Here is a 23,764-nt window from a genome sequence, read left to right on the forward strand (position 1 = left end):
TGCTTTAGCGCTGGAGCTAGGCATATTTTCATTTCTTTTATTATCCAGTAAAAAATACCTTGCCTACTAAAAGGCAAGGCTATTACATTCTTTTCATTGACTATTCCCATATAAAATGTTTATATGCTTGACTTAACTTTAGAAAGTTCTCTTTATCCCCTTTATCAATAGAACTATTAATGGCATCCTCAAGCTTTTCCTTATTCCACTGAAAACATAATTCATCCAGTAATAACCTAGAAGTAAGCTTAAACTCATATAGAATTTCCCGTTTGGCTACTAATGGCTTTCCATCATATCGATAATATCGATAATAAATTTTTTGCTTTTTCATGGAACATGCCCCCTTGTTCCTTTTTTCTATTATCCTAAATTTTTGGAATAATTGCAACAAAAATTAATTAATTTTTACAGTAAATTTTTGGTTTTGAGCTAATGAAACTTAATTAGTTACTTGCAATAGATATACCCATATGCTTGAATGTTTCTCTGGACTCACCATGTGATGCTTTGGTAGACTATTAGAGCTGTTATTAATCAGCTCCACTAGACATTAAATGGAGGATCCCATGACACATACAGAGAACTTGAAAAAAGGTGAGAGAGGTGCCTGGATCAGTATTTTTGCTTATCTAATCTTATCTGTAAGTAAACTCATCATAGCTCACTTCGGCAATTCGGAAGCATTAAGGGCGGACGGATTGAACAATTCAACAGACGTTATTGCATCGATAGCAGTATTAATTGGCCTTAAAATATCCAGAAAACCTGCGGATAATGACCATCATTACGGGCATTATCGGGCTGAGACGGTAGCATCCTTATTTGCTGCCTTTATAATGGTATCTGTAGGAATACAGGTAATTTACGATACGTTGCAAAAATTATGGAATGGGACAATTGAACAGCCAGACATGTTAACAGCCTGGACTGCACTTGCTGCGGCAATTATAATGTTTGGTGTTCACCGGTACAATGCAGGATTAGCCAAAAAAATAGAAAGCCCATCACTGCATGCAGCAGCACAGGATAACAAATCAGACGCCCTAGTGAGTTTAGGAGCTTTTGTTGGAATAATCGGTGCCCAATTTGGACTGTATTGGCTTGATCCTGTTGCGGGTTTACTTGTAGGTTTCATTATTTGTAAAACAGCGTGGGATATATTTAAGGATTCAACACACACACTTACAGATGGTTTTGATGAAAAACTTTTGCTGAAAATAAAAAAGAGCATTGCCAGGGTTGATGAAGTAAAACAGGTGAAGGATATAAAAGGGCGTATACATGGAAACCAATCTTTTATCGATATTGTCATTCTTGTTGATCCAAATCTTAACGTAAAAGAAAGCCACGACATAACAGTTCATATTGAAAAACTGCTTGCTCAAAAGCATAACGTCTATTATGCACACATTCATATTGAACCATATACAGGGGAATAATAATTTAAAAAAGTTAAAGGCACAAAGCCTCTAACTTTTATTTTTCTGTATTAAACCTAGTAATTGTTCAATACTTTCCCACCCATATGCGGTTTCCTGATATGTTCCTTCTCCAATGGTTGTTTCTTCCTCACCCACTGGTTCTGCCTGGTATCTTTCATAAAACTTGCTTGAAGGATTCTGTTTTAATACCCAAACAAGAATAGATGAATTTCCTTTTAGTTTCATGTCTTCAGCAAAGGTTTGTAATAACTCGGCCCCAAGGCCTAACCGCTGGTATTCATCTAAAAGATAGATGGTATATATTTCACTGTCATAATTAAATCGCTTAGTCCGTTCAGGCCCGCCATTTACAAATCCAACAATCTTTTCTTCGTTATGAATCACATACGTACATTGATCTTCCTTATTATTTATTGTTAAGATGGTTTCCCATAACGCCAAACGATTTTCGAACGTAATATTTGAAATATCTCTCTCATTAATCAAGTCTCTATATGTACTTTTCCAGCTATTGATATGAATATTGGCAATCGCTTCAGCATCACCATAAACTGCTTTTCTGGTTTGGAACATCATATCTCCCCCGCATCAATCTCTTTTTACATCAATTTTTCCGTTATCAAACTACAGACTTAATACAAATACCGCTGCAATCGCACCAATTACCACTAATATAACATTCAGCCCTACATATGCTAGTATTATTGCGACAAGTCCACCGATGATTCCAATGTGTGGATGTTCGGGCCGAACGGATAAAATGCCTGGAAAAATTAAGGCACCAAGTGCAGCGTATGGAATTGCGTTTAACCAGCGATTTAACCAATCAGGAAAATGGATCAGATCCACAATATATGCCGGGATTATTCTTGGAATCATCGTTACAAGTCCCATTCCAATAATGATGGCAAGTATCATCATTTTGAATCCCCCTTAAGCAAGAAAATTCCACTAGCCGCACCGATGACGGTACCGCAAACAATCGCCCAGCCTTCACTGGTAAACTGGCTAAATAAAGCATTGATTAGCATTGCAAAAATAGCAATTATCCCTACTCTTTTTTCTTTTTTAACAGAAGGAATTAATAAACCTACAAACATGGCGTAAAGAGCAATTCCCATACTTTGACTTAATTTCGCGGGAATAATCTCCCCCAATACTCCTCCCAAAAAAGAACCCATAATCCATGAAAAATAAGCAGTTAGGATCAATGCAGTATAAAATAGTGCACCTTTATTCTTTTTCGCTTCTTCTGGATGCAGCGAAGACATTGCAAAAGTCTCATCAGTCAAACCTAATGATAAAGGAACTTTCCATTTTAGTCCAATACCGCGCAGACGATTCATAAACGATAAACTCATAACAAAATGGCGAAAGTTCAATACAAAAGTAGCAATTATAATCTCTGCAACACCTGCACCAGCAGCTACCATATTGACTGCCATAAACTGGCTTGCTCCAGCAAATACAAAAATACTCATTGACGTCAGCTCTGTCAGCGTCATCCCCGCTTGCTTAGCGAGAACTCCATATGTAATTGCAATTGGCAAATAGCCAAGCATGATTGGAAAGCCAACTGCGATCCCTTTTTGAATCATTAGAATGGAAGGAGATGCTCCACCTTTACTGATTGAATTTGTCTCCATCTCTCTATCCCCCCATAAGTTAAATATGGATTTATTAATGAAAATTTAGACAAGTATATACTATTTTTCCAATTTAAAAAAGAAAATTGTTTTGAGCAGAAAAAAAGCAGCCCATTCATCAGGACTGCACCTACTCAGTTATTATTTTTTCAAGTTTGCGTAACCCTTCTAGTAGCCGTGGTGAAGGCCTGCAATATAATGATTCTTCCAACACATGAATATTACCTGATTTAATTGCTTTCAACTGTTCCCAGCCAGGTCTCTTGATAACAAGTTCCGGACGCATTTTTTCTTCTTTTACACCAACCCATACCATACATATGTGATCAGGATTTCGCTCTTTCACTGCTTCCCAGTCCGTTTGAAAACTTGCCACTTCTTTATCGCTAAAACTATTTTCAGCCCCTGCTAATCTGCTTATCTCGGTAAGCCAATTAACCCCCCCGGGCGTAAATACGGGTTTTGGCCACCATTCCCAGTATAGGGTAGGTGTATGCTTTCTGTTTTTTGCCTTTTGCCGAAAGTTATCTATTTCCTCATGAAATACCTGTGCTCGTTGTACACCTAATTCTGGGCATTGCAGCACTTCTCCGACCTTTCTGATATCTGATTCGATTTCATCCAGGGAATTTGGATTTAAAATAATATATGGTAATCCATGATCATCAAGCTCTTTAATATTCTTTTCCATACCTGGAACACTTAATGACGCCAAAACAAGGTCTGGCTGTAAACTGGCGACTTTTTCCATATCGATAGATAAATCGGGTCCAACCCTGGGTAAATGGTTTACCTCTTTTGGCCAATCAGAAAAGTTATCTACACCGACCAGCAGCTCTGTTTTTCCTAAGTATGCTACAATTTCAGTATTACTTGGACAAATAGACACAATACGCATGGTGCACCTCCTGAAAAGATTGGATCAGTTTACCTATCTTCACCTTGGTCTGTTATTAATAATGGGCCATCCTTTGTAATCACAATGGTATGCTCGTATTGTGCAGACCGTCCACCATCAATCGTGCGTGCAGTCCAATTATTTGAATCCATTTTACTTTCCCATGAACCTTCATTGATCATCGGTTCAATTGTAATAACCATTCCTTCTTTTAAACGAGTGCCTTTATTTGGTAAACCAAAATGCGGGATATGTGGTTCTTCATGAATGGTCGGGCCAATTCCATGTCCGGTGAAATCACGGACCACTGAAAATCCTTCTCCCTCCGCATAGGATTGAATCGCATGTCCAATATCACCAATACGGCTGCCTGCCTGGGCTTTTTCAATGCCTTTATAAAGTGACTTTTTAGCTACATCCATCAGCTTTCTTCCTACCTGATCAACATTACCTACTGTGTATGTCCATGCAGAGTCAGCTAATCCACCATTTAAATTAACAACCATATCAATTGTTACAATATCTCCGTCCACAAGCTTTTCTTCCCTTGGAAAGCCATGACAGATCTCGTCATTCACAGATGCACAAATGGCATATGGATATCCACTAAAGCCCTTTTGTTCAGGGGTAGCTCCATGCTTTGCTAAATACTTTTCAACGAAGGTGTCAATTTCCATGGTTGTAATCCCCGGTTTAATCATTTTGGCAATTTCCTTATGTGTTTGGACTAATAATTTACCTGCCTCTTGCATCATTTCAACTTCTCGTGTACTTTTTCGTGTAATCATCAAATTCTTCCTTTCACTAGGTATGTTTATCTATTATATGAAACACTTTTTCAATAATTTAATTTTAACGCACCAATTAGTTTATCATATTTTCGATGCAAAAGCGCATACACCAGCCTTAAACTAGAAAAACATGCAGAGGATGTCTTCCCTGCATGTTTTTAAGATACTTAATATCCGTAGCCGTTGCCGCCACCTGTATAAGCAGTACCAATAATTATTAACAAAATAAACAATACGACGATCAAAGCGAAACTAGTGCCGTAGCCGCCGCCACCTTCTTCATAACCCATTGAAATTCCCTCCTTATTTTAAGCATATGATAACCTATGCTGAGGTTTTAAAATGGGAAGGGCGTTTCTCACGAAATTTGGCAATTATGCCTAGAAATAATCACTTGCATTATAAATTTTTCCATTTTCAATGCTGCCCTCGTCAGTAAGTATATCAACTAATATACCTCCAACTGTATCGGTGTCCTGTAATGCATTATTTTTTTTGTAATCTTTAAAGGTTTCTACATCTTTGAATGAATCTTTAGAGGAAGATCTGATGGTTTCCTGCATATTTGTATCCATAATACCTGGATTAAACGCAATTATTTTGTTGCCTGTTTTTAATTCAGCTTGCTCAAGTGCAGCTATTTCCGTATATCTGTTTATACTTGCTTTCGAACTGCAATATGCGCTCCATCCATACACTGGACGCTGCGCCGCACCAGATGTTACGATAACGCCAACCATAGTTATATCATTTTCTGTAGCAGCTTTTAAAAATAAATTTGTCAAAACCATTGGTGCAATGGTATTGACCTGCATATGATAGGCAAGCTCTGCGCTTTTGATATCCATTGAAGGGTTAATTGGATCTAATACTGCAGCATTATTCACTAGATATACACTTGTTGCATCTTCTATAAAAACCTCTTTACTTATCTGTTCAAATGTACTTTCTATCTCCGCAACATTACCCAAATCACATGGAAAATGTGTGAAGCCCACATTGTTTGATTTAGCAAATTTATCTAACGTGGTTGAACCACTTCTTGAAATACCTATTACGTTAATTCCGGATTCCAGAAAATATTTAGCTATCGACTCACCAAGTCCCCTTGAAATCCCTGTTATGATTGCGTATCTCATGATAATCCCCCATCCTGTTTGTCATTACCTATTATTACCCTTATTTCAGAAACTAAAAACGAAAATTCCGTGCTTTAAAACACGGAATTTCATTTTAATTAATTTCGCTCCAATAATGTACAAGCGTTTCCATTCCCTTATCAAAGCTGTCCAGTGGAAAGCTTTCATTTGGTGAATGTAATCGGTCGTCCGGTGTACCAAAACCTAAAAGTACAATTGGAATGTTATAAATTGCTTCAAACCATTCAACAACAGGAATAGACCCGCCCATCCGTACATAAACAGTTTCTTTGCCAAACGCTTTTGTATAGCTTTTTGCGGCTTTCTCAATCAGTGGGTGATTTGGCTCCACCTTATATGCTTTGGCTGACAGTTTCTCTTTTACGACTTCGACCGTTACACCAGCTGGCGCAACACTTTTCACATGGTCCTCCAACAATTGCTGAACTTTTTCTGGATCTTGTCCCGGAACAAGGCGACAAGTTATTTTAGCAGTTGCCGATGACGGAATGATTGTTTTCGTTCCTTGACCTTGATAACCGCCATACATACCGTTGATTTCAAATGTTGGACGTGCCATTGTATGCTCTTTTGCTGTATAACCTTTTTCGGAAGCTGTTTCCTTTACCCCAGTTGCTTCTTGGTAATCTTCACCCTGTACCTGATCAATCAGCTTCCGTTCTTCGTCTGATAGAGGTTCTACATCATCGTAGAAGCCGTCCACCGTAACAACTTCATCTATATTTTTCATAGATGCCAGTATATGATTCAATGCCATTATTGGGTTACGTATAGCACCACCATACATGCCCGAATGTACATCATGGTCAGGTCCGGTAACATTAATTTCTATCCCGGTAAATCCTTTTAAACCATACAAAATCGTTGGCTGATTCTTAGCAATCATACCTGAATCAGAAATTACTGCAAAGTCTGCAGCAAATTTTTCACTCTGTTCATGGAGAATGCGATAAAGATTCTCGCTGCCAATTTCTTCTTCCCCTTCGATGCAAACCTTTACATTGACGGGCAATCTGCCCTCTGTTTTCAGATAAGCCTCAAACACTGCCAAATGCATAAAAACCTGGCCTTTATCATCACTCGAGCCGCGTGCATATAAACGGCCATTTCGAACTTCAGGTTTAAATGGCTCACTGTCCCACTGGTCAATAGGATCAACGGGTTGGACATCATAATGCCCATAAAACAACACAGTTGGCGCATCTGGACCTGCCCCGTTATATTCTGCGTAGACCAAAGGATGTCCACCTGTATCCATTTGTTCCACATTTTCAAACTGAAGATCCTTTAAGTAATTCACAATAAAATCTGCTGCTTCCAGAATATCTTTCTTATGTACACTGTCCGTACTAACGCTTGGGATAGATAAAAATTGGTTTAGTTTCACTAGTAGTTCAGCACGATGGCTGGTTAGATAAGCTATTGCTTGCTCACTCATGATTTATACCTCCATCTGTTTTCTTTTTATTTTAGCATAGGGGGACAGTCCCCCGCCACGCTAACGCGCTAATGCGGTGGGGGACTGTCCCCCTATAAATGTCTTCCCCATAGTAAAAGACCCAAGATGAACTTGGATCTTTGTTTTATCCTTCTAATGCCTGTTTTAGGTCCTCGATTAAATCCTCACTGTCTTCTATTCCGACGGATATCCTGATTAGTCCGTCTGTAATTCCGAGTTCTAAACGACGTTCACGTGGAATGGATGCATGTGTCATTTGTGCTGGTAAGGAAATCAGGCTTTCTACCGCACCAAGACTTTCTGCCAAGGTAAAGTAGTTTACCTTCTCTAAGACTTTTTGGGCCAGTTTTCCGCTTCCTACATCAAACGAAACCATGCCACCATAGCCTGATGCTTGACTTGATGCAACATTATGTCCTTTATGACTTTCGATTCCGGGGTAATAAATCGTTGAGACCTGCTCATGATCCTGCAAGAAGGAGATGATTTTCTTTGTATTTGCCTCGATTGCTTCCATGCGCAATGCCAATGTTTTTATTCCGCGCATTAGTAACCAGGAATCCTGTGGCCCTAATACTCCACCAGCTGAATTTTGGATGAAATGAAGATCTTCTGCTAGTTGATCCGAATTTACAACAACTAATCCTGCTACAACGTCACTATGCCCGCCAATGTATTTTGTAGCACTATGAAGAACAATATCTGCGCCAAGATCAATTGGCTGCTGCCAATATGGTGTTGCGAATGTGTTATCAACAATAAGCTTTAGATCATGCTTCTTGGCAATTTCCGCCATTTCTTTAATATCGGTAATTTTCAAAAGAGGGTTAGTTGGTGTTTCTACATAAATCGCTTTTGTTTTGTTGGTAATTGCAGCTTCAACTTTCTCTTTATAACTAGTATCCACATACGTATGATTCAAGTTGAAGCGGTTTAATACACTTGTCATCAACCGGTATGTTCCACCATACACATCGTCAGTCATGATAACATGATCCTCGGCATTGAACAGCATCATAATCGATGTAATGGCAGCCATTCCTGATCCAAAAGCAAATCCGGATTTGCCATTTTCCAAATCACTTATCACGGTTTCAAGTGCATGTCTGGTTGGATTACCAGTTCTGGAATACTCGTATCCGCGATGTTTTCCGACCTGATCCTGTTTATACGTACTCGTTTGGTAAATCGGTACGGAAACAGCGCCAGTTTGCTCGTCGCCAGTTATTCCGCCATGTATCACTTTTGTCTTTGCTCGCATATTATTCTCCTCCATAACTAAAACTTTTTGAATAAATACCCTTACTTAAATATCGATCACTTGCATCGGGAAAGATGGTTACAATCGTTGATCCTGATTGCGCCACTTTCGCTTCCTCTAACGCAGCAAACATAGCTGCCCCCGAGGAACTGCCGACTAACAAGCCTTCTTTGTCCGCAAGCTCTGAAACCAGACGGAACGCATCCTGATCCGAAACTGTGTGAATAGCATCCATATAATTGCGATTCATATATTCTGGCAAAAACTCCATGCCAATCCCCTCTGTCTCATGTGAGCCAGGTTTGCCTCCTGCAATAATGGAACCCTCCGGCTCAACAATTACTGTTTTTATCGAAGGTTTATGTTTCTTGAAATAGTTTGCTAATCCCATAAATGTTCCACCAGATCCTGCTCCCGCAACAAATACATCCAGGTTCCCTTCCAGATCCTCCATGATTTCCGGTGCCAGCGATTCGTAATAAGTTTTTGGATTTGCTGGATTTTGAAATTGCTGCGGTGAAAAACTATTTGGAATGCTTGTAAGCAATTCATTCGTTTTTTCTATTGCCCCCATCATCCCTTTTTCTATAGGTGTATGGACAATCTCAGCACCTAACGCCTTCATAATCATTTGTTTCTCTTCACTGAAGTGTTCTGGAATACAAAATATAATATTGATATTCTTATTTAATACAGCCAAAGCCAGGCCAATACCTGTATTCCCTGCAGTAGGCTCAATAATAGTTCCGCCATCCTTTAATTCACCGTTTTTCAGCGCTTCCTCGACAAGCATTTTTCCCAACCGGTCTTTAATACTGCCACCAGGATTATAATACTCCAGCTTCGCATACAAACGAACCCCCTCAGGAAGGGGGAAATTTGTTAATTGCAACAGTGGTGTATGACCAATTAATTCAGTAACGGAATGATAAATAGTCACAATAATCGCCTCTTATTGTGCAAAAACTTGATGCCATTCATTGCGTTTATCAAGCATGTCTCTAGCAATCGCTTTTGCACCTTCTAAACTATGATTTGCAGCCCATCCACATTGCACCTCATTACATGCAGGTACTTCTGTTGCCTCTAATACATCGTGTAACGTTTTTTCAAGTGTATCAAGCACTTCATCATAGTTGTCATTATTTAATATCGCCAAATAGAAGCCAGTTTGACAGCCCATTGGACCTATATCCAGTACATTATCCATATGATTTCGTATATTTTCTGCCATTAAATGTTCAATAGAATGTAAGCCAGGCATATCCATATGCTCCTTATTGGGTTGTTTGAAACGGATATCGTATTTATACACATTGTCACCGTTTGAACCAGTCGTAACACCAACTAGACGAACATATGGTGCAGCTACCTTTGTATGATCTAAATTAAAGCTTTCTACATTCATTTTTTTAGACAATATTGTCACTCCTCTTATTATTTTTCAGCTATCACTAGCCAAACAAATTCGTTCATTTTTTTAAATGTAACATGGAACTGATTTTTTTCAAAAAGTTCCTGCATGGTGCCAATTGAAGAATAGTATTCGCGGTTTAAATCCTCAATTAAATCTGCAAACCCTTTTTTATTTGCTTCTTCAATTATATTTTCCTTTGCAATAGATGATTCAAACATCGTATCCGCGAAGACCACTTTGCCTCTCTTTGTGAGTACCTTGAAGAATTTAGCTATTGCTTCATCTTTTTCTTCATCCGTTAAATGATGAAATGCATAGGTACTAACAATAGTATCAATCGAATTATCCATATTTGGAAATGTTAAAAAATCACCTTCATAGACAGGTAATTCCGGTATTTTGCTTACTGCAATTTTACGCATTGCTTCTGAGGGTTCCACACCCGCAACCTGGTGCCCTTTTCCCACTAGTTTCTTCGTTAAATTGCCTGTACCTATCCCAAACTCGAGCACATTTCCGGTCGAATATTTTGCCACCTCATCTAATATTTTATCATAATGAAGAAACACGGCGGCATATTGCGGATCTTTTCCTAAAACACTATCGTCATAAGATTCCGCCCACTCCTCGAACAAACCGATAAATTCTCTTCCCATCTATTTCAACTCCACTTAATGTATTAAAACATAGTAATTCACTATGAATAGTATGGATTACTTGTTTAAGAATAGCATATGATGGATTATCTTTCAAAGTTAATCTATTATTAGAAAACTTGGTGATGAACTAGCCTTGCGAAAAACACCTACACATAAAAAAAGAGAGTGCAGCAACATTCTGCACTCTTCCTAGTCAAAGTTATTTATTTTTTATCTTGTGGGAATACACGTTCAATCATATTTCCAAGCTGATCGAATATGCCTTCGATTGGTTCACCGTTATCGGCTTGGTCGGCATAATTATTTACAAGGTCAACAAAGTCTGGGTTTGTTGAAACGTAAACATTGTCAATGTCCTTGTCTACAGACTTTACAATATCGGATATTTGTTTCTTTGTTTCATCGGTAAGTTGATCATCATTGTTACTGTCATTGTTGTTATTGTCTGCCATGCCGTTTGTACCATTGGTGCCATTTGTACCGTTAGTTCCGTTGGCATCATTACCATTATTATTATCTCCGTTTGTATCAAGGCCTGCAGCTACGTATGCATTATTATCAGTTGTTACAACATATGCATGATCAATGCCCTTTACCTGATTGGTAATTTTATCGGCAGCTTTTTCGGACAAATCATACTCATCATTGTTCTGGTTATTGTCACGGTCTCCATTATCGTCATTATTCATATCAAAATCCTGTCGATTATCTTGACCGTTCATGTCAGATCCATCACCAGCATTAAATCTTGTTTGTTCAACATTGTTATCATCTGGTTGTGCACCATTGTTGTCATCCTGGTTGTTACAGCCGACAAGTGCTGCAGTAGCCATAAGTGCTACCCCAATTGTCTTTATTTTCATTGGTTTTTTTCCCTCCTTACATATTTGTGATTAGTATGTAACATCAAACACAAATTATTCTGTTGTCTGCTTCTCCTTTTTTTGGAAAATACACCAAATATGTCTTAGGAAATATATTTATTATAGGGGTAAACTACAAGTAATCCTTTAAATTTTAAGGAGGGGAAATCAGTGGATATACCGGACTACGACAAAGCTCTTTACTACACGTTATGGGGACAATGGGATGATTTACTTGTGTTGATGGTTCGAACAAACGATGACATGCTATCAAAGCGGATTCAACACTTTTTACACTCTTTTTATTATTCATCTGATCAGGATAATGTAATAAAAAACCATGACCAATTACTTTATTACATTGATCATGCTATGAAATATACACCAACAGTTGTTATGGAGGTATAATGATTAAGCTGCCCAAAAAAATTCGGGGCAGCTTTTTTACTTTTTGTTACCATGCTTTTCATGGCCCTTTCCATGATTATTGCCATGGTTGCCATGATGACCATTTTTTTGCTTGTTACCGTTATTACCATGATGAATACCTTGGTTCTGGTTTCCATTATTGGCGTTTTTCTTATTGTTAGATCTATGGTTGTTAAGGTGACCGTTATTATGATGTTTATTATTTCCATGGTTTTGTCTAACTTTATGCTTTTTTTCTTGTTGCTTTTCTTTTTTATCTGGCTTTTCTTTTGACGCCTTTTTACTTTTTTGTTTAGCCGATTTATCAGGGTGACCTCTATTCGAGTGATCTCCGGTATGTTTTTTTGGTTCGCTTTGGCGCTGGACGGCTTTTTTCTTTTCTAATTTGGGCACAACCGCTGGATGGTTGTCTTTCCCTTCTTCAGACACAGGTTGATTTAGATCCGAATTCTGATGAGTTGATTTAGAATTAGAATAAAAGGAATGAATGAGTTCTTTTTCATCATCATCAGCACGGGTTTTCAACACCATTTTTTCTGGTTCGGAAGCAGTGGTCTCCATATTTTCTGCCATCACTTTGTTCATAGAAACCTTTTCTTTTTGAGCTTGTTCCCTAATTTCTCCAGGAACCTGAAAAGTGGCAATATCCCACGAGGTATTATGGGTTAAAAAGTAGTTGTCAACTGTATCCAAAACTGAAATGTCCCGTCCATCTACATAACTAACGCCAACCAATACATTTTTACCGTGTTTTGTTAATCCAAGCGCATCACTCTTATTCATGATAAGTTCAATTAATCGTTCAATTTTTTTATCTTGATAGTCGGGTAATTTTTGAATTAATTTCCGCGCGTCGTCATTCAATGGGGAAATAGAAACTACATTTAAATTCTGATCTATCTCAATTTCCAAACTGGGATTTATGTCCAAATTGACGTATGCATATGTTTTGTTTTGGCCGCCGAGAAGGAAAAATGGCATAACAAATAGGAGCACCATACAAGCAATTGCTACATACCTGCTGCTTTTCTTGGAATGAAAGAATAACAATTCACCTTTCTTTGAAGCTAACATCTCATAGGAAATTTCCGCACCAATATCAGCGTCTTTGACAGACTTCACCTTACGAAAAGATCCATCCTGCGTCATAACAATGATATAATTTCGATGCTTTTCCATCACTATCCCTTTACTCACTGAGCCACCCCTTTAAGATAATCCTTGAGATATAGATAATCTTCACTTAATACAATGAAGATCGCTAAAATATATTTCCGGTTCCGTTCCAATGTTTTCTTACTTACATTGACCCTTTTCACCAAATCCTTAATTGGAAGTTTTTTCTTCTGATGAACGTACTCCCTTAATTCTGCATCATCGTACAGGGTTTTTGCAGTGCGAATGGCTGATTCACGTGCATCCCTGTGCTTGGGAGAAGCTTCTGTAAGCTCGGATAGCGTTAATTTATATTCCGAAAGCTTGTCTTTAAAGTCAGCTATTTCTTCCCGGCGATACCATGCTTCCTGTTCCTCCTGGTATCTTTCATTTACAGCAACAATTTCCGCCGGATTTTCCATTTTTTCTTCGTCATAGCTTTCGTCTAATGAAGCTGTACTTGGTGTTTTTTGCACAAATCGAATATAATCAATAACTTTGCGCTTAACAACCAATTTTGCGAACGACAGAAAAGAACTGCCTTTTTCCGATGAATACGTTTGAATGGCCTCATTAAAGGCAAAAAGTCCAACACTAAACTCATCATCGCGTTTTGGGTCAATATAACGTTTGCAAACTTCTGAAACACATTTAGCGATATAAGGCTGATACATCTTTAAAAGATAGTTTTGCACATCTTTATCCCCTTCTTTGGCCGAAGCAATCATTTCATCAAGGGGTCTTTCTTTTAAGGACTGGTTGCTAATCAACCTAAAGCACCTCCAGCCATTATAAAATTCGTCAATTTTTTATCATTTTTGGGTGTAGTTTTTATATATTTAAGGTTTACTTTATTAATCATAATTATAAAATCATTTGTCATGATGAAAACCACCATCTTTATTTTTTAGGTATTATTTTCTATTTCAATATGACTAATCTTAACGTATCCGCGGCACAGTTACTATCACAGGTTATTTACAGTTCTATTAAAAATCGATTACCTTTGACATATTTCTGTATTAAAAAAAGCGTTCATGTCGAAATTTCGACATGAACGCTTTTCTGTTTCCAGCTTCACCACCCAGTGAATAGTGGACTGCCACCACCACCGTACGATAAATTCAACTTCGGTTCACCAAAAGGAGGGACTACTAAAACCGGGCTGTCGCTCAGGCGTCGGCATACTCCATTTGCAGGGGAATGTTTCCTTTATCTCCTACGCTTCAGTCTAGTCCATACGTCGCTAAAGGGGCGCTTCAGCTTTTTCATTCTCTACAGACTTGCCAAGGCATCTTCTTTTGTGTCAAAACTCGTTTGTTCTTGTAAATAAGATGCCGGTAAATTAACATAGATGTCCTTATCCGGCCATTCGACAGAGGTAATATGCTCTGATTTAATCAAATAATATCTTTCCGCTGGGACTTTAACAACCTTCACAACCAGAAAATTAATCTTCCAATCATCATCGTCAAATATTAAATCTGTTATTTCTCCCATTTTACCGTCATGCCCGTGGACTTTTATACCAATTGTATCCGATTCATTTAATAGTACATAATTTTTATTTTCATTCATTTCCATTTCATTACGCTTCGCCGCATTCTCTTCGTCCTGCACAGGAACTTTTGGAATAAATGGTCGATCTACTGCTCCCCACAGGTTCTCACCACGCCAATACCGATTCCAGCCGTAATACTCGGTAAGACTTGCCTCGTTTGCCTTTGATATTTCCGCATCGGCCGGTATGGTTGGACTATTTTTGATGGTTTCTTTCGTGTGATTAACTTCCACAAGTTTTTCTTCCGCATTAACTCCCGTAAAGGATGAAGGTGATACGTAGACATTTCTTGCTGGTAACCATTTGTGTGTATCTACTTGTGCATAACGAATTGCCCAGCTGTGATCATCAAAATAAATATCTTTGACCTTGCCCATTTCGCCATCTGTTGCATGAATATTAAATGATTTCAACGTTGAGGTTAAATAAAGCATATAAAATCCTCCTTTTTTCTCTCATGAAGATTAATTACCCCCTATTTCACTTTATCAAACAATTGGCAAATTATTTATCGCAGGTACGAAGAATAAAAATATTCAATTGGAATGAAAAGCCCTACTTTTCCATGTTCTTCACTTTCAAGTGTTGCAAATACCACACCAATAACTTTACCGTTTTGGATTACCGGGCTGCCGCTATTCCCATGATAAACTGGTGCATCAATCATAACGACTGGCTTTTCCCAATCAGATAGTAATGTTTCTTCTATAATTGTTCCTTTATTCGCGATGCCCTGAAATCGTAGTGGATTGCCAATAAAATATATAGGAGCATCCTTTTTAAACACGGGGTCTCTTGCCAAATCTAAGGATGGGAAGTTCTCCCCCTCAGCTTCCAAAACAGCTAAATCTACTGATGGATATGCGGCAACAACTTTGGCCTGGTGTAGACCTTTATCCGGAAAGGCTACGGTCACATTCTTTTCTCCTTCAATAACATGCTGGTTCGTAATAATTGTGCCATTTTCATTGATAGAGAAACCTGTACCCCTGGAATCACCCGCTTCAATTACCACAACCGCCTTTTTATATGTACGAATGTCATCCTGCATTGAGAGCTTCGATGATGTGATCAAAAAATCAATTGCAGGAACAGACACTATTTTTGGGAAAAACGCAAAAACATTAATTATCATCATAATCGCAATTAGCCAAAACGCCCACTTTGGAAATGGACGTTTTGGCTTCTTTTCCAATCTATTTTCCTGTGCCCTTTTTAATGCATTCTTCCTCTCCGTTTCGACTAGTTCGATAAGTTCTTCATCATCAATCTCTTCATATAAATCTTCATCGATTACATCGTGATTGTTCTTATTGTCCTTATCCATCAAGTCACCCCTATTTAAGAGAAACGTATAAGTGGCATCGTCGTCTAAACAGCTTTCCTGGTATTGCCTTGCTGCATTTGATACATCTGGTAATACATTCCTTTTACATGGATCAATTGCTCGTGATTACCCTGTTCTTTTATAATACCATGATCGAGTACAAAAATTGTGTCAGCTTGTTGAATGGTTGATAAACGGTGGGCAATGACCAGTGTTGTACGGCCTTTTTTCAGTACCTCCAGCGCGCGCTGAATGACAGCCTCGGTCTCTGTATCAACGTTTGCGGTAGCTTCATCCAGGATAAGAATAGCAGGGTCAAAGGCTAACGCCCGTGCAAAAGATAATAGCTGTCTTTCCCCTAAAGAAAATGTACTTCCACCTTCTGTTACAGGATCATCATATTTCTTAGGCAGTTTCTCAATAAAACGATCTGCTCCGACCGCCTTTAACGCCATAATGGCCTGATCTCTTGATATAGCTGGATCACCCATTGTCACATTTGACAGAATGGTTCCCGAAAATAGAAACGGATCCTGCAGAACAATTCCCATATGACTCCGAACTTGTTGCCTGGACCATTCCTTTGTTGGGTTATTATCAATCAAAATGGTCCCTTTCTGTGGATCATAAAAACGAAATAACAGATTCATTATCGAACTTTTCCCTGAACCAGTATGCCCGACAAACGCGGCAGTTTGACCAGGTTCCACTTTAAAGGAAATATCGTTTAATACATAATCCTTATCATTATACGCAAAGGAAACATTGTTAAACTCTACCTTACCGCGGTATCTATCAACGTTATCTGTAACAACCTGCTCTCCGTCTTGATCCATCAGTTCGAATACGCGGTTTCCAGCTACCCGTGCCTGCTCAATTAAAGGAAGCTGATGCACAATATCCGTTACGGGTTCAAATAGACGGTTAAGGTAATCAACAAATGCATATAGCATACCAATTGATATAACAGCTGTTGCATCAAAAGAAATAAAGCCAAAGTACCAAATAAATCCAACAAATGCTAGATTTCGTATAACCGTAACCAAATTGTACGAGGTAAGCGCACTAAGCTTAACTAGTTTACGTTCAAACGTATAGTGGCGCTCATTTAATTGTTCAAAATCCTTTTTCGTCTTCTTTTCATGCCGGAATGCCTGGATAATTGGCATCCCTTGAATTGCCTCATTAATACTTCCATTTATATCACTGATTGTTGTTCGAATAACAGTATTATATTTGGTGCCAAAATATTTATACGCCTTCATCCAGCCAAGAATTAATGGGATAATTAACAAACAAAGGGCAGCCAATTTTACATCAAGAATGAAAAGGGCAATGAAAATCCCCGCCATATAAATAACACTTGTTACAACAATGGAAAGAACACGTTCATACAAGTCCCTGATAGCCTCTGTATCATTTGTAATTCTAGCGACTATCTTTCCGGCAGGCTGATCGACATAATAATTAATTGGAACTCGCTGTGTATGCTGAAAAATATCATTCCGCATTCGCTTAACAATTTGATTAGACGCCTTTTGTAATAAAAACGTCTGGAAAAATTGAAAGAAAGCAGCAATTAACAGCAAAAACATGTACAGACCTAACAGAAAGATGATTGGCCCCTTTTCAGGCTGAAAAAATGGGGATATCTCTAAAAAAGATAGTTTTTCACCAGTAAAGGACTGTTTTCCTTCATTCGATTTAATGACAATTTCATTACCTTTTATACTTCTTTTTCCACTCAATGGTACGTTTTCATCAACTAGATAATAATCACCTTCTACCTGAAAGATGGTGACCAGACCTTGCGTATGATCCTTATCCGTCAGCCGGTCTGACCGTTTATAATAATTTTCATCATATGATACCGTATCGTTATCATTGTTATTTTCAACCTGATGCCAATTCCCTTCAATACCAAGGATATGTTCATCAATTATCCGTTTTGCTATTAATGGTCCAGCAAGTTCAAGCGCAACAGCGATAATTAAACAGAACAAGCCAATAATAATACCACGTTTATAATACAATGCGTATTGAAATAATCGTTTTTCAGTTGTCTTCTTTTTCATTTTAAACTAACCCTCCTTATCCTCTAGCTGTTGCTGGTTGTATTGTTCCTTGTACCAACCATCACGTGCAACTAGTTCGGTATGTGTTCCCTGCTCAATTATCTTTCCTTCTTCCAGTACAATAATATGATCTGCATGCGTTACCGCAGACAAACGGTGTGCTGCAATAAATGTTGTTTTATTTTGACGCTCTTCTCGCAGATGCTCAATTATTCTTGATTCGGTTTTACCATCTACAGCGGATAATGAATCATCCAGTATCAGGATTTCAGGATCTTTGATAAATGCCCGGGCCAGCGCTACCCGTTGTTTTTGACCACCAGATAGTGTCACACCACTCTCTCCTACCTGAGTATCCAGCCCCTGTGGCAATTGCTTTATATCATTTAAGAAGTGCGCCAAATCCATGACACGGTAAATTTCTTTATCTGTTGCATCCGCTTTACCAAATTGGATATTCTCCCGGATACTTTTGGAAAACATCATTTGATCCTGTGGTACATATCCAATCCAAGACCGGATATCGTCCAGACTGATTTCGTTTAAATCAACGCCTGAAATGTTAATTTTTCCTTGCACACCTGGATACTGTCGCAAGAGTAACTTAAACAAAGTAGTTTTTCCTGAACCCGTTTTCCCAACAATCCCAATCGTTTGACCGCGTTTTACATGGAGATAAACGTCATCCAGCCGTTTTACATTGGTTTCTGGGTACGTGAACGAGATATGGTCATATTCAATCGTGTCAATTTGCTTAATCGATTTCGGCGCACCCGTGTCTTTTACATCTGCCTGATAATCCAGCGTTTCGTTCACACGATCAAGCGAAGCATTCCCGCGCTGCATAATATTAATTAATTCGCCAACCGCAAACATAGGCCAGATAAGCATTCCTAAATAAACATTAAAGGTTACGAGGTCTCCTAGCGTAATAGCGTTTTCAAAAACAAGTAATGCCCCAAACCCAAGACCAATCGTATAGGATAAGCCAACAAGAATTTTCATTGTTGGTTCAAATAATGCATCAATCTTGGCAACCTCAATATTCTTTTGGTATACATCATCAGTCATATTACTAAACCTTTTTTCATCTTGCCTTTCCTGAACAAATGCCCGAATAACCCGGACTCCTCGGATGGATTCGAGTACCTCATTATTCATCTCACCAAATGCTGTCTGAGCCTCCATGAACCGTTTATGAATGGTGCCGCCATATTTATTCATAACAACTGCCATAATTGGCAATGGAATTAATGCAGCTAATGTCAAAGGCCAGCTAATTGTAAATCCCATAACCGCAATAATCATTATCATAAAAATGCTTGAGTCGACGAGGGTCAGGACACCAAATCCTGCTGTTTGCTGAATAGACCTGAGATCATTTGTGCTGCGGGCCATCAAGTCCCCAGTCCTGAATTTACCAAAAAACGTTGGTGTCATTTCCAGATAATGATCCATTAGTCTGCTTCTCGACAAACGCTCCAATCGTGCAGCACCACTAAATAATGTATAATCCCATAAAAACGATATTGCATAATGGACAACAATTAATACAAGATAACCAGCTATTAGTGTGATTAGCAGTTTCATTGTTAACGTTTCAAATTGTATATTATCAATTGCAAAACCTACTAATTTTGGTGGAACTAATCCAATCGCACTTGAAATAATTAAAGCAACGATTGCAAATACATAGCTTTTCCAGTACTCTTTGAAAAACCAATCCAATTTCTTAAAAACCTGAAACATCTTTTGCTCACCTTCTTTTTCTCTTTTCAAATATGTGCATTTATTTCTAATCAAATCTCCCCACTGAAAATTTCCAATTGGCCTAAAGACAAAAAAACATGCGTCTATGACGCATGTTTTCATACAAATATGGGTGATCTGCAAATCATCCATAAAATATAAAAAGGCCACAGTGAGGTGTGACCTTCTATTGACATATAAAACAGTATGTATTACAGTGCTTTTCCGCCCAGAAGGTCACTAATTTGTATGAAGTTAACTTGATTTTGCTGAATGATTCTTTCCATCTTAATGACCTCCTTTCGATTTGATTCTCAATAATTATAGTATTAAAAAAATTAATAGTCAATACATTTTTGTGAATTCCAGAAAAAAAGAGAATTGCAAGACAGCAATCCTCAGTTTATATGTTGTATCCTAAGATGATTTAGCTTGTGATTCCATGGTGTCCTTTTCATTTAATCCGAGCATTACCATTTGTTCAACTTTGTCATAAGGCACCTCGGTTTCGTTTGAAATTCTTTCAATTGAGACATGCGGGTGTTTCGCGACAAAACTTTGTACCCGATTGCTTTCCGTCAAGCATTTACTGCACATTGTAAAAGGGCTGGATTCCATTTGCTTTTGACATAACCGACAATTTCGTACAAGTTCTCCCATGTCCTCACCTCTTTGTCTTATTTTAATCATCATACAACTTTTGATAAAATACAACAATATCATTTATTAATTATTTAAAAAAATGATTCTTTCGTCACTGAGCAACTGATACTTTTGTCTTCGACCAGATACTTTCGTACGGTTCATCTTCACTCAGAAAAGTGGTATACTAGATAAGTATGTGAAGTTTTAGTGAACGAATGGAAGTGGAATTATGCAGCAAAAGAATAAGTATAAAAAAATCGAACCAGCCTCAGGTGCGATTATCATGGCTGGTGGAATATTTCTCATTGGCACGGTACAGGCATTTCCAGTATTGGATATACAATTCGGTAAATTTCTAGCCTTCCTGGTTCTCATTGCTTGGATTATTATATATAAATCACTGTCTGTACAGTTTTTTCATCGGGACTTTCTAATCCCTTTTATTAAGCATCCGGTAAATTCATTTGCAATTGGAACTTGGATTGCAGGTGTTTCTGTCTTATGTAATGTATTTGTTAAATACTTCCCTACGATTATTCTTATTACGCAGGCAATGGCAATTTTAAATACATTTTTATGGCTGTTTTTTCTTTTTACTTGTTTCTACAACTTTCGCAGGTTATTTTTTGAAAATCAAAATTACCCTGTCCATGGAGTAATTCTGCTGTCAACAGTAGGTACACAGTCTATTATTCTGTTACTGAACAATGTATTCTTTCAATTTCCAACGTATTTTTCCGAGGCTATTATTGTTTTGGGATTTATGTTTTATTTAGCAGGAATCATATTAATCGGAAACCGTTACGTTCGGCAACATAATTGGACATTGATAAACGACTGGTCCAATACCAACTGTATAATTCATGGTGCACTATCCATCACTGGCCTGGCAATTGTTACTACAAACACCTTTACTCCGGCCTTTATAACTGTGTTTTGGGTAATTGTATTCCTGTTGCTCATCGTTATTGAGGCAATAGAAGTCGTGCGGGCGATAAAACGGATTAAAAACTACGGGTGGAACATTGGATTGTTTCAATACAATGTTAGCCAATGGTCACGGAATTTTACCTTTGGCATGTTCTATACATTTTCATTGGTCATGCATCTTAACCCGTATTATCCAATTCCGGAGAAATTATATAACTTCCAACATGCCTTTATGATATTTTGGGCATGGGTTGTTTTGAGTGCATTAATCATACAGATCGGAATTTATATTAAGTCACAAATTGAAACACACACCCGGACAAAAGAAGGAAACATCTCCCATACCAGCGCCAGCTAAGAAAGTGAACCTCCGATGGTTTATATTGTCAAAACTACAAAAAACACTGCAGCGATTAATTCCTGCAGTGTTTTTTGTTTTTTAGAAAGACTGTATTCTAAAAGATTGTAGTTTTTGACACAAAATCCATAAACTGCGACGCATGCGCTGGGTTGTTTTCCGCTGCAGAACGTTGCTTTCCGCGGGCACGGCTTAAGCCTCCTTGCCCCGGCAAGGAGGCTCATCAGCTGCCCACGGAAAGCGCAGTGTTTTTCCGTAGGCCACCAAACATGATTTTTAATTACGTCGTAGTTTATATCAACTACGGCAGTATTAACAATAAACTATGTGGAAACAGCCATTAGGAAAATATATTATCGGTAGTTCCGTAATAAAATTAAGCCTTTTTCGCATACTAACCGTATATGTTTTTTAAGGGAGGTACCCATGCGAAAAAGTCGATTTAATAGTAAAAATAAATCCTCCATCTTTCCAGTTAAAGTGGACAAACTAAAAGAATTATTAGAAAGCAAGTTTGAGAATAATCCTGATTTGATTTTTACTATTTATGAACACCAACAAAAGAAAATAGCCGTATTCTTTATTGCAACGCAAATACAGTTCGATAAACTGGAAGACTTCTTGTTAGGACCTTTATTGAATAAACAAAGACAATGGACAAATGAATCATTATTAAATGAACTTCCATTGAGTACTGGTTCAACAAAAGATAGGTTAGAAGAAATACTGGAAAAGTTACTAATTGGAGAAACTTTTATTTATGTAGAAGGGGAAAAAGAAGCCGTTTCCTACTTACTGCTAAAAAAAGAAAAGCGCAATTTGTCGCAACCGGAAACTGAATCCATTGTTCTTGGTCCAAAAGTAGCCTTCTCGGAGTCCCTGGAAACCAATTTAAACCTTGTTCGATGGGGTTTAAGGTCTACCGACCTAGTATTAGAAGAAATACAAGTTGGGAAATTAGCCCCCGCGAAATACGATTGGTCTATATAAAATCAATTACTAATGAAACTGATGTAAATACAATGCGTCAACGGTTAAAAAACCTGGAAGTGGATGTTATTGAAGATAGTAATGTTTTAATGCAATACATTGAGGATTCGCAACTTACCATATTCCCACAATTTTATTCAACTGAATTACCTGATCGTTTTTGTTACACAGTAGAAAGTGGAAAAGTTGGCGTCTTGATGGAAGGCAGTCCTAATGGTTTCATAGGACCGTCAACACTATTTAGCTTTTTTGAATCAACTGAAGATATCTATATGCGATGGAATTCAGGATCCTTTTTTCGTTTGTTACGATTTGTCGCCATGATCATTTCCGTATTGCTTACACCGTTATACGTGGCCGCAGTTACTTACCATTACGAGTTAATCCCAACACCAGAATTAATTACACTGGGGCAATCGCGGGCAGCTGTGCCCTTTCCGCCATTAATTGAGGCCTTGATCTTAGAATTTATGATTGAATTACTCCGAGAAGCGGGCGCTAGACTACCTACTAAAGTTGGGCAAACTATGGGTATTGTTGGTGGTATTGTTATTGGCCAGGCTGCAGTTGAAGCAGGCTTAACTAGTAGTATTCTAATCATTGTGATTGGAATTAGCGCATTGGCTTCTTTCACTTCCCCAAGCTATTTAATGGGAAGTACTGTACGTGTTATCCGATTCCCAATGATTATTTTAGCTGGGCTTTTTGGGATTGTTGGCATCATGATTTATATATGCTTCCTAATTATTCACCTATTACGCCTCACTTCACTTGGCCGACCATACTTAACACCATTGTATCCGCTCAGGTGGAAAGATTTAAATAAAGTTCTTTTTCGTTTACCTTTCAGCGTACAATCTCATCGTGCAAATTTGTCACAGCCAAAGGATGGTACACGGTATAAACGAGAGAAGTCAACAAAGAAAAAAGACATAGACGAATAAGT

At 38.1% G+C, this 23,764-nt stretch carries 24 protein-coding genes and 1 pseudogene; 4 read left to right on the top strand and 21 right to left on the bottom strand.

From position 1 onward, the window contains the following. Positions 1-100: 100 nt before the first annotated feature. A complete protein-coding gene (locus CFK37_RS01050) occupies positions 101-334 on the bottom strand; it encodes an IDEAL domain-containing protein (protein ID WP_089060172.1) in 234 nt (77 codons plus the stop codon). A 235-nt stretch (positions 335-569) separates the two neighbouring features. On the opposite strand from CFK37_RS01050, the gene CFK37_RS01055 reads away from it, so the two are divergent. Then, positions 570-1,442 carry a cation diffusion facilitator family transporter gene (locus CFK37_RS01055; protein ID WP_089060173.1) on the top strand — a complete coding sequence of 291 codons (873 nt, stop codon included), beginning with the start codon at positions 570-572 and terminating at the stop codon, positions 1,440-1,442. Positions 1,443-1,472: 30 nt separating this feature from the next. On the opposite strand, the gene CFK37_RS01060 is transcribed toward CFK37_RS01055, so the two are convergent. The 13 genes from CFK37_RS01060 to CFK37_RS01120 form a co-directional block, all read right to left on the bottom strand. Then, positions 1,473-2,021, bottom strand: coding sequence for a GNAT family N-acetyltransferase (locus tag CFK37_RS01060; RefSeq protein ID WP_245837284.1), 549 nt, complete (start codon positions 2,019-2,021; stop codon positions 1,473-1,475). Between the two features lie 48 nt (positions 2,022-2,069). Next, on the bottom strand, positions 2,070-2,363 hold the full coding sequence (locus tag CFK37_RS01065) for an AzlD domain-containing protein (protein ID WP_089063499.1): 294 nt from the start codon (positions 2,361-2,363) through the stop codon (positions 2,070-2,072). Next, positions 2,363-3,091 (bottom strand): AzlC family ABC transporter permease, encoded by a 729-nt coding sequence (locus CFK37_RS01070; protein ID WP_089060175.1) that lies wholly within the window; start codon positions 3,089-3,091, stop codon positions 2,363-2,365. The genes CFK37_RS01065 and CFK37_RS01070 overlap by 1 nt, the downstream gene beginning before the upstream one ends. Positions 3,092-3,221: 130 nt before the next feature. Then, complete coding sequence (locus CFK37_RS01075; protein ID WP_089060176.1) at positions 3,222-3,989, bottom strand: cobalamin-binding protein; 768 nt, start codon at positions 3,987-3,989, stop codon at positions 3,222-3,224. 29 nt (positions 3,990-4,018) lie between these two features. Next, complete coding sequence (gene map, locus CFK37_RS01080; RefSeq protein WP_089060177.1) at positions 4,019-4,777, bottom strand: type I methionyl aminopeptidase; 759 nt, start codon at positions 4,775-4,777, stop codon at positions 4,019-4,021. 170 nt (positions 4,778-4,947) lie between these two features. Then, positions 4,948-5,070 carry a YjcZ family sporulation protein gene (locus tag CFK37_RS01085; protein WP_089060178.1) on the bottom strand — a complete coding sequence of 41 codons (123 nt, stop codon included), beginning with the start codon at positions 5,068-5,070 and terminating at the stop codon, positions 4,948-4,950. Between the two features lie 90 nt (positions 5,071-5,160). Then, the gene (locus tag CFK37_RS01090; RefSeq protein WP_089060179.1) at positions 5,161-5,919 is read right to left on the bottom strand and encodes a (S)-benzoin forming benzil reductase; all 759 of its coding nucleotides are present in this window, start codon (positions 5,917-5,919) and stop codon (positions 5,161-5,163) included. A 94-nt stretch (positions 5,920-6,013) separates the two neighbouring features. Further along, a complete protein-coding gene (locus CFK37_RS01095) occupies positions 6,014-7,378 on the bottom strand; it encodes a dipeptidase (RefSeq protein WP_089060180.1) in 1,365 nt (454 codons plus the stop codon). Positions 7,379-7,523: 145 nt separating this feature from the next. Continuing rightward, entirely contained in the window at positions 7,524-8,660 is a 1,137-nt protein-coding gene (locus tag CFK37_RS01100) for a bifunctional cystathionine gamma-lyase/homocysteine desulfhydrase (protein WP_089060181.1), read from the bottom strand. 1 nt (position 8,661) lies between these two features. Next, the gene (locus CFK37_RS01105; RefSeq protein ID WP_089060182.1) at positions 8,662-9,600 is read right to left on the bottom strand and encodes a PLP-dependent cysteine synthase family protein; all 939 of its coding nucleotides are present in this window, start codon (positions 9,598-9,600) and stop codon (positions 8,662-8,664) included. Between the two features lie 12 nt (positions 9,601-9,612). Next, positions 9,613-10,080, bottom strand: a complete 468-nt coding sequence (locus CFK37_RS01110) for an S-ribosylhomocysteine lyase (RefSeq protein WP_089060183.1) — start codon at positions 10,078-10,080, stop codon at positions 9,613-9,615. A 17-nt stretch (positions 10,081-10,097) separates the two neighbouring features. Next, positions 10,098-10,733, bottom strand: coding sequence for a class I SAM-dependent DNA methyltransferase (locus tag CFK37_RS01115; protein ID WP_089060184.1), 636 nt, complete (start codon positions 10,731-10,733; stop codon positions 10,098-10,100). 206 nt (positions 10,734-10,939) lie between these two features. Further along, on the bottom strand, positions 10,940-11,599 hold the full coding sequence (locus tag CFK37_RS01120; RefSeq protein WP_089060185.1) for a YhcN/YlaJ family sporulation lipoprotein: 660 nt from the start codon (positions 11,597-11,599) through the stop codon (positions 10,940-10,942). Positions 11,600-11,770: 171 nt separating this feature from the next. Between CFK37_RS01120 and CFK37_RS01125 the strand changes: the two genes are divergently transcribed. Beyond that, positions 11,771-12,007 (top strand): YhdB family protein, encoded by a 237-nt coding sequence (locus CFK37_RS01125; RefSeq protein ID WP_089060186.1) that lies wholly within the window; start codon positions 11,771-11,773, stop codon positions 12,005-12,007. A gap of 36 nt (positions 12,008-12,043) precedes the next feature. Here CFK37_RS01125 and CFK37_RS01130 read toward each other — a convergent pair whose 3' ends face one another. From CFK37_RS01130 to CFK37_RS01160, 7 genes are all read right to left on the bottom strand, one after another. Next, a complete protein-coding gene (locus CFK37_RS01130) occupies positions 12,044-13,225 on the bottom strand; it encodes an anti-sigma factor domain-containing protein (protein WP_089060187.1) in 1,182 nt (393 codons plus the stop codon). After that, the gene (sigI, locus tag CFK37_RS01135; protein WP_089060188.1) at positions 13,222-13,953 is read right to left on the bottom strand and encodes an RNA polymerase sigma factor SigI; all 732 of its coding nucleotides are present in this window, start codon (positions 13,951-13,953) and stop codon (positions 13,222-13,224) included. The genes CFK37_RS01130 and sigI overlap by 4 nt, the downstream gene beginning before the upstream one ends. A 505-nt stretch (positions 13,954-14,458) precedes the next feature. Beyond that, a complete protein-coding gene (locus tag CFK37_RS01140) occupies positions 14,459-15,178 on the bottom strand; it encodes a PRC-barrel domain-containing protein (protein WP_089060189.1) in 720 nt (239 codons plus the stop codon). Between the two features lie 74 nt (positions 15,179-15,252). Next, positions 15,253-16,071, bottom strand: a complete 819-nt coding sequence (locus tag CFK37_RS01145; protein ID WP_089060190.1) for a S1 family peptidase — start codon at positions 16,069-16,071, stop codon at positions 15,253-15,255. 44 nt (positions 16,072-16,115) lie between these two features. Further along, positions 16,116-18,146 carry an ABC transporter ATP-binding protein gene (locus tag CFK37_RS01150; RefSeq protein WP_089060191.1) on the bottom strand — a complete coding sequence of 677 codons (2,031 nt, stop codon included), beginning with the start codon at positions 18,144-18,146 and terminating at the stop codon, positions 16,116-16,118. Positions 18,147-18,152: 6 nt separating this feature from the next. Beyond that, positions 18,153-19,895, bottom strand: a complete 1,743-nt coding sequence (locus CFK37_RS01155) for an ABC transporter ATP-binding protein (RefSeq protein ID WP_089060192.1) — start codon at positions 19,893-19,895, stop codon at positions 18,153-18,155. Between the two features lie 417 nt (positions 19,896-20,312). Continuing rightward, positions 20,313-20,555, bottom strand: a complete 243-nt coding sequence (locus CFK37_RS01160) for a hypothetical protein (protein ID WP_089060193.1) — start codon at positions 20,553-20,555, stop codon at positions 20,313-20,315. A gap of 214 nt (positions 20,556-20,769) precedes the next feature. Here CFK37_RS01160 and CFK37_RS01165 point away from each other — a divergent pair, with 214 nt between their 5' ends. Next, positions 20,770-21,828 (top strand): TDT family transporter, encoded by a 1,059-nt coding sequence (locus tag CFK37_RS01165; protein ID WP_089060194.1) that lies wholly within the window; start codon positions 20,770-20,772, stop codon positions 21,826-21,828. 426 nt (positions 21,829-22,254) lie between these two features. After that, positions 22,255-23,762 (top strand): annotated as a pseudogene (locus tag CFK37_RS01170) (spore germination protein). The last annotated feature ends 2 nt before the right edge of the window (positions 23,763-23,764 follow it).

The organism is Virgibacillus phasianinus, assembly GCF_002216775.1.
GTDB classification, from domain to species: domain Bacteria; phylum Bacillota; class Bacilli; order Bacillales; family Amphibacillaceae; genus Virgibacillus_F; species Virgibacillus_F phasianinus.

What these genes read in the sequence shown, in the direction of transcription:
- CFK37_RS01050 (WP_089060172.1), bottom strand. Translation starts at nt 334, where the DNA reads ATGAAAAAGCAAAAAATTTATTATCGATATTATCGATATGATGGAAAG.
- CFK37_RS01055 (WP_089060173.1), top strand. Translation starts at nt 570, where the DNA reads ATGACACATACAGAGAACTTGAAAAAAGGTGAGAGAGGTGCCTGGATC.
- CFK37_RS01060 (WP_245837284.1), bottom strand. Translation starts at nt 2,021, where the DNA reads ATGATGTTCCAAACCAGAAAAGCAGTTTATGGTGATGCTGAAGCGATT.
- CFK37_RS01065 (WP_089063499.1), bottom strand. Translation starts at nt 2,363, where the DNA reads ATGATACTTGCCATCATTATTGGAATGGGACTTGTAACGATGATTCCA.
- CFK37_RS01070 (WP_089060175.1), bottom strand. Translation starts at nt 3,091, where the DNA reads ATGGAGACAAATTCAATCAGTAAAGGTGGAGCATCTCCTTCCATTCTA.
- CFK37_RS01075 (WP_089060176.1), bottom strand. Translation starts at nt 3,989, where the DNA reads ATGCGTATTGTGTCTATTTGTCCAAGTAATACTGAAATTGTAGCATAC.
- map (WP_089060177.1), bottom strand. Translation starts at nt 4,777, where the DNA reads ATGATTACACGAAAAAGTACACGAGAAGTTGAAATGATGCAAGAGGCA.
- CFK37_RS01085 (WP_089060178.1), bottom strand. Translation starts at nt 5,070, where the DNA reads ATGGGTTATGAAGAAGGTGGCGGCGGCTACGGCACTAGTTTCGCTTTG.
- CFK37_RS01090 (WP_089060179.1), bottom strand. Translation starts at nt 5,919, where the DNA reads ATGAGATACGCAATCATAACAGGGATTTCAAGGGGACTTGGTGAGTCG.
- CFK37_RS01095 (WP_089060180.1), bottom strand. Translation starts at nt 7,378, where the DNA reads ATGAGTGAGCAAGCAATAGCTTATCTAACCAGCCATCGTGCTGAACTA.
- CFK37_RS01100 (WP_089060181.1), bottom strand. Translation starts at nt 8,660, where the DNA reads ATGCGAGCAAAGACAAAAGTGATACATGGCGGAATAACTGGCGACGAG.
- CFK37_RS01115 (WP_089060184.1), bottom strand. Translation starts at nt 10,733, where the DNA reads ATGGGAAGAGAATTTATCGGTTTGTTCGAGGAGTGGGCGGAATCTTAT.
- CFK37_RS01120 (WP_089060185.1), bottom strand. Translation starts at nt 11,599, where the DNA reads ATGAAAATAAAGACAATTGGGGTAGCACTTATGGCTACTGCAGCACTT.
- CFK37_RS01140 (WP_089060189.1), bottom strand. Translation starts at nt 15,178, where the DNA reads ATGCTTTATTTAACCTCAACGTTGAAATCATTTAATATTCATGCAACA.
- CFK37_RS01145 (WP_089060190.1), bottom strand. Translation starts at nt 16,071, where the DNA reads ATGGATAAGGACAATAAGAACAATCACGATGTAATCGATGAAGATTTA.
- CFK37_RS01150 (WP_089060191.1), bottom strand. Translation starts at nt 18,146, where the DNA reads ATGAAAAAGAAGACAACTGAAAAACGATTATTTCAATACGCATTGTAT.
- CFK37_RS01155 (WP_089060192.1), bottom strand. Translation starts at nt 19,895, where the DNA reads ATGTTTCAGGTTTTTAAGAAATTGGATTGGTTTTTCAAAGAGTACTGG.
- CFK37_RS01160 (WP_089060193.1), bottom strand. Translation starts at nt 20,555, where the DNA reads ATGGGAGAACTTGTACGAAATTGTCGGTTATGTCAAAAGCAAATGGAA.
- CFK37_RS01165 (WP_089060194.1), top strand. Translation starts at nt 20,770, where the DNA reads ATGCAGCAAAAGAATAAGTATAAAAAAATCGAACCAGCCTCAGGTGCG.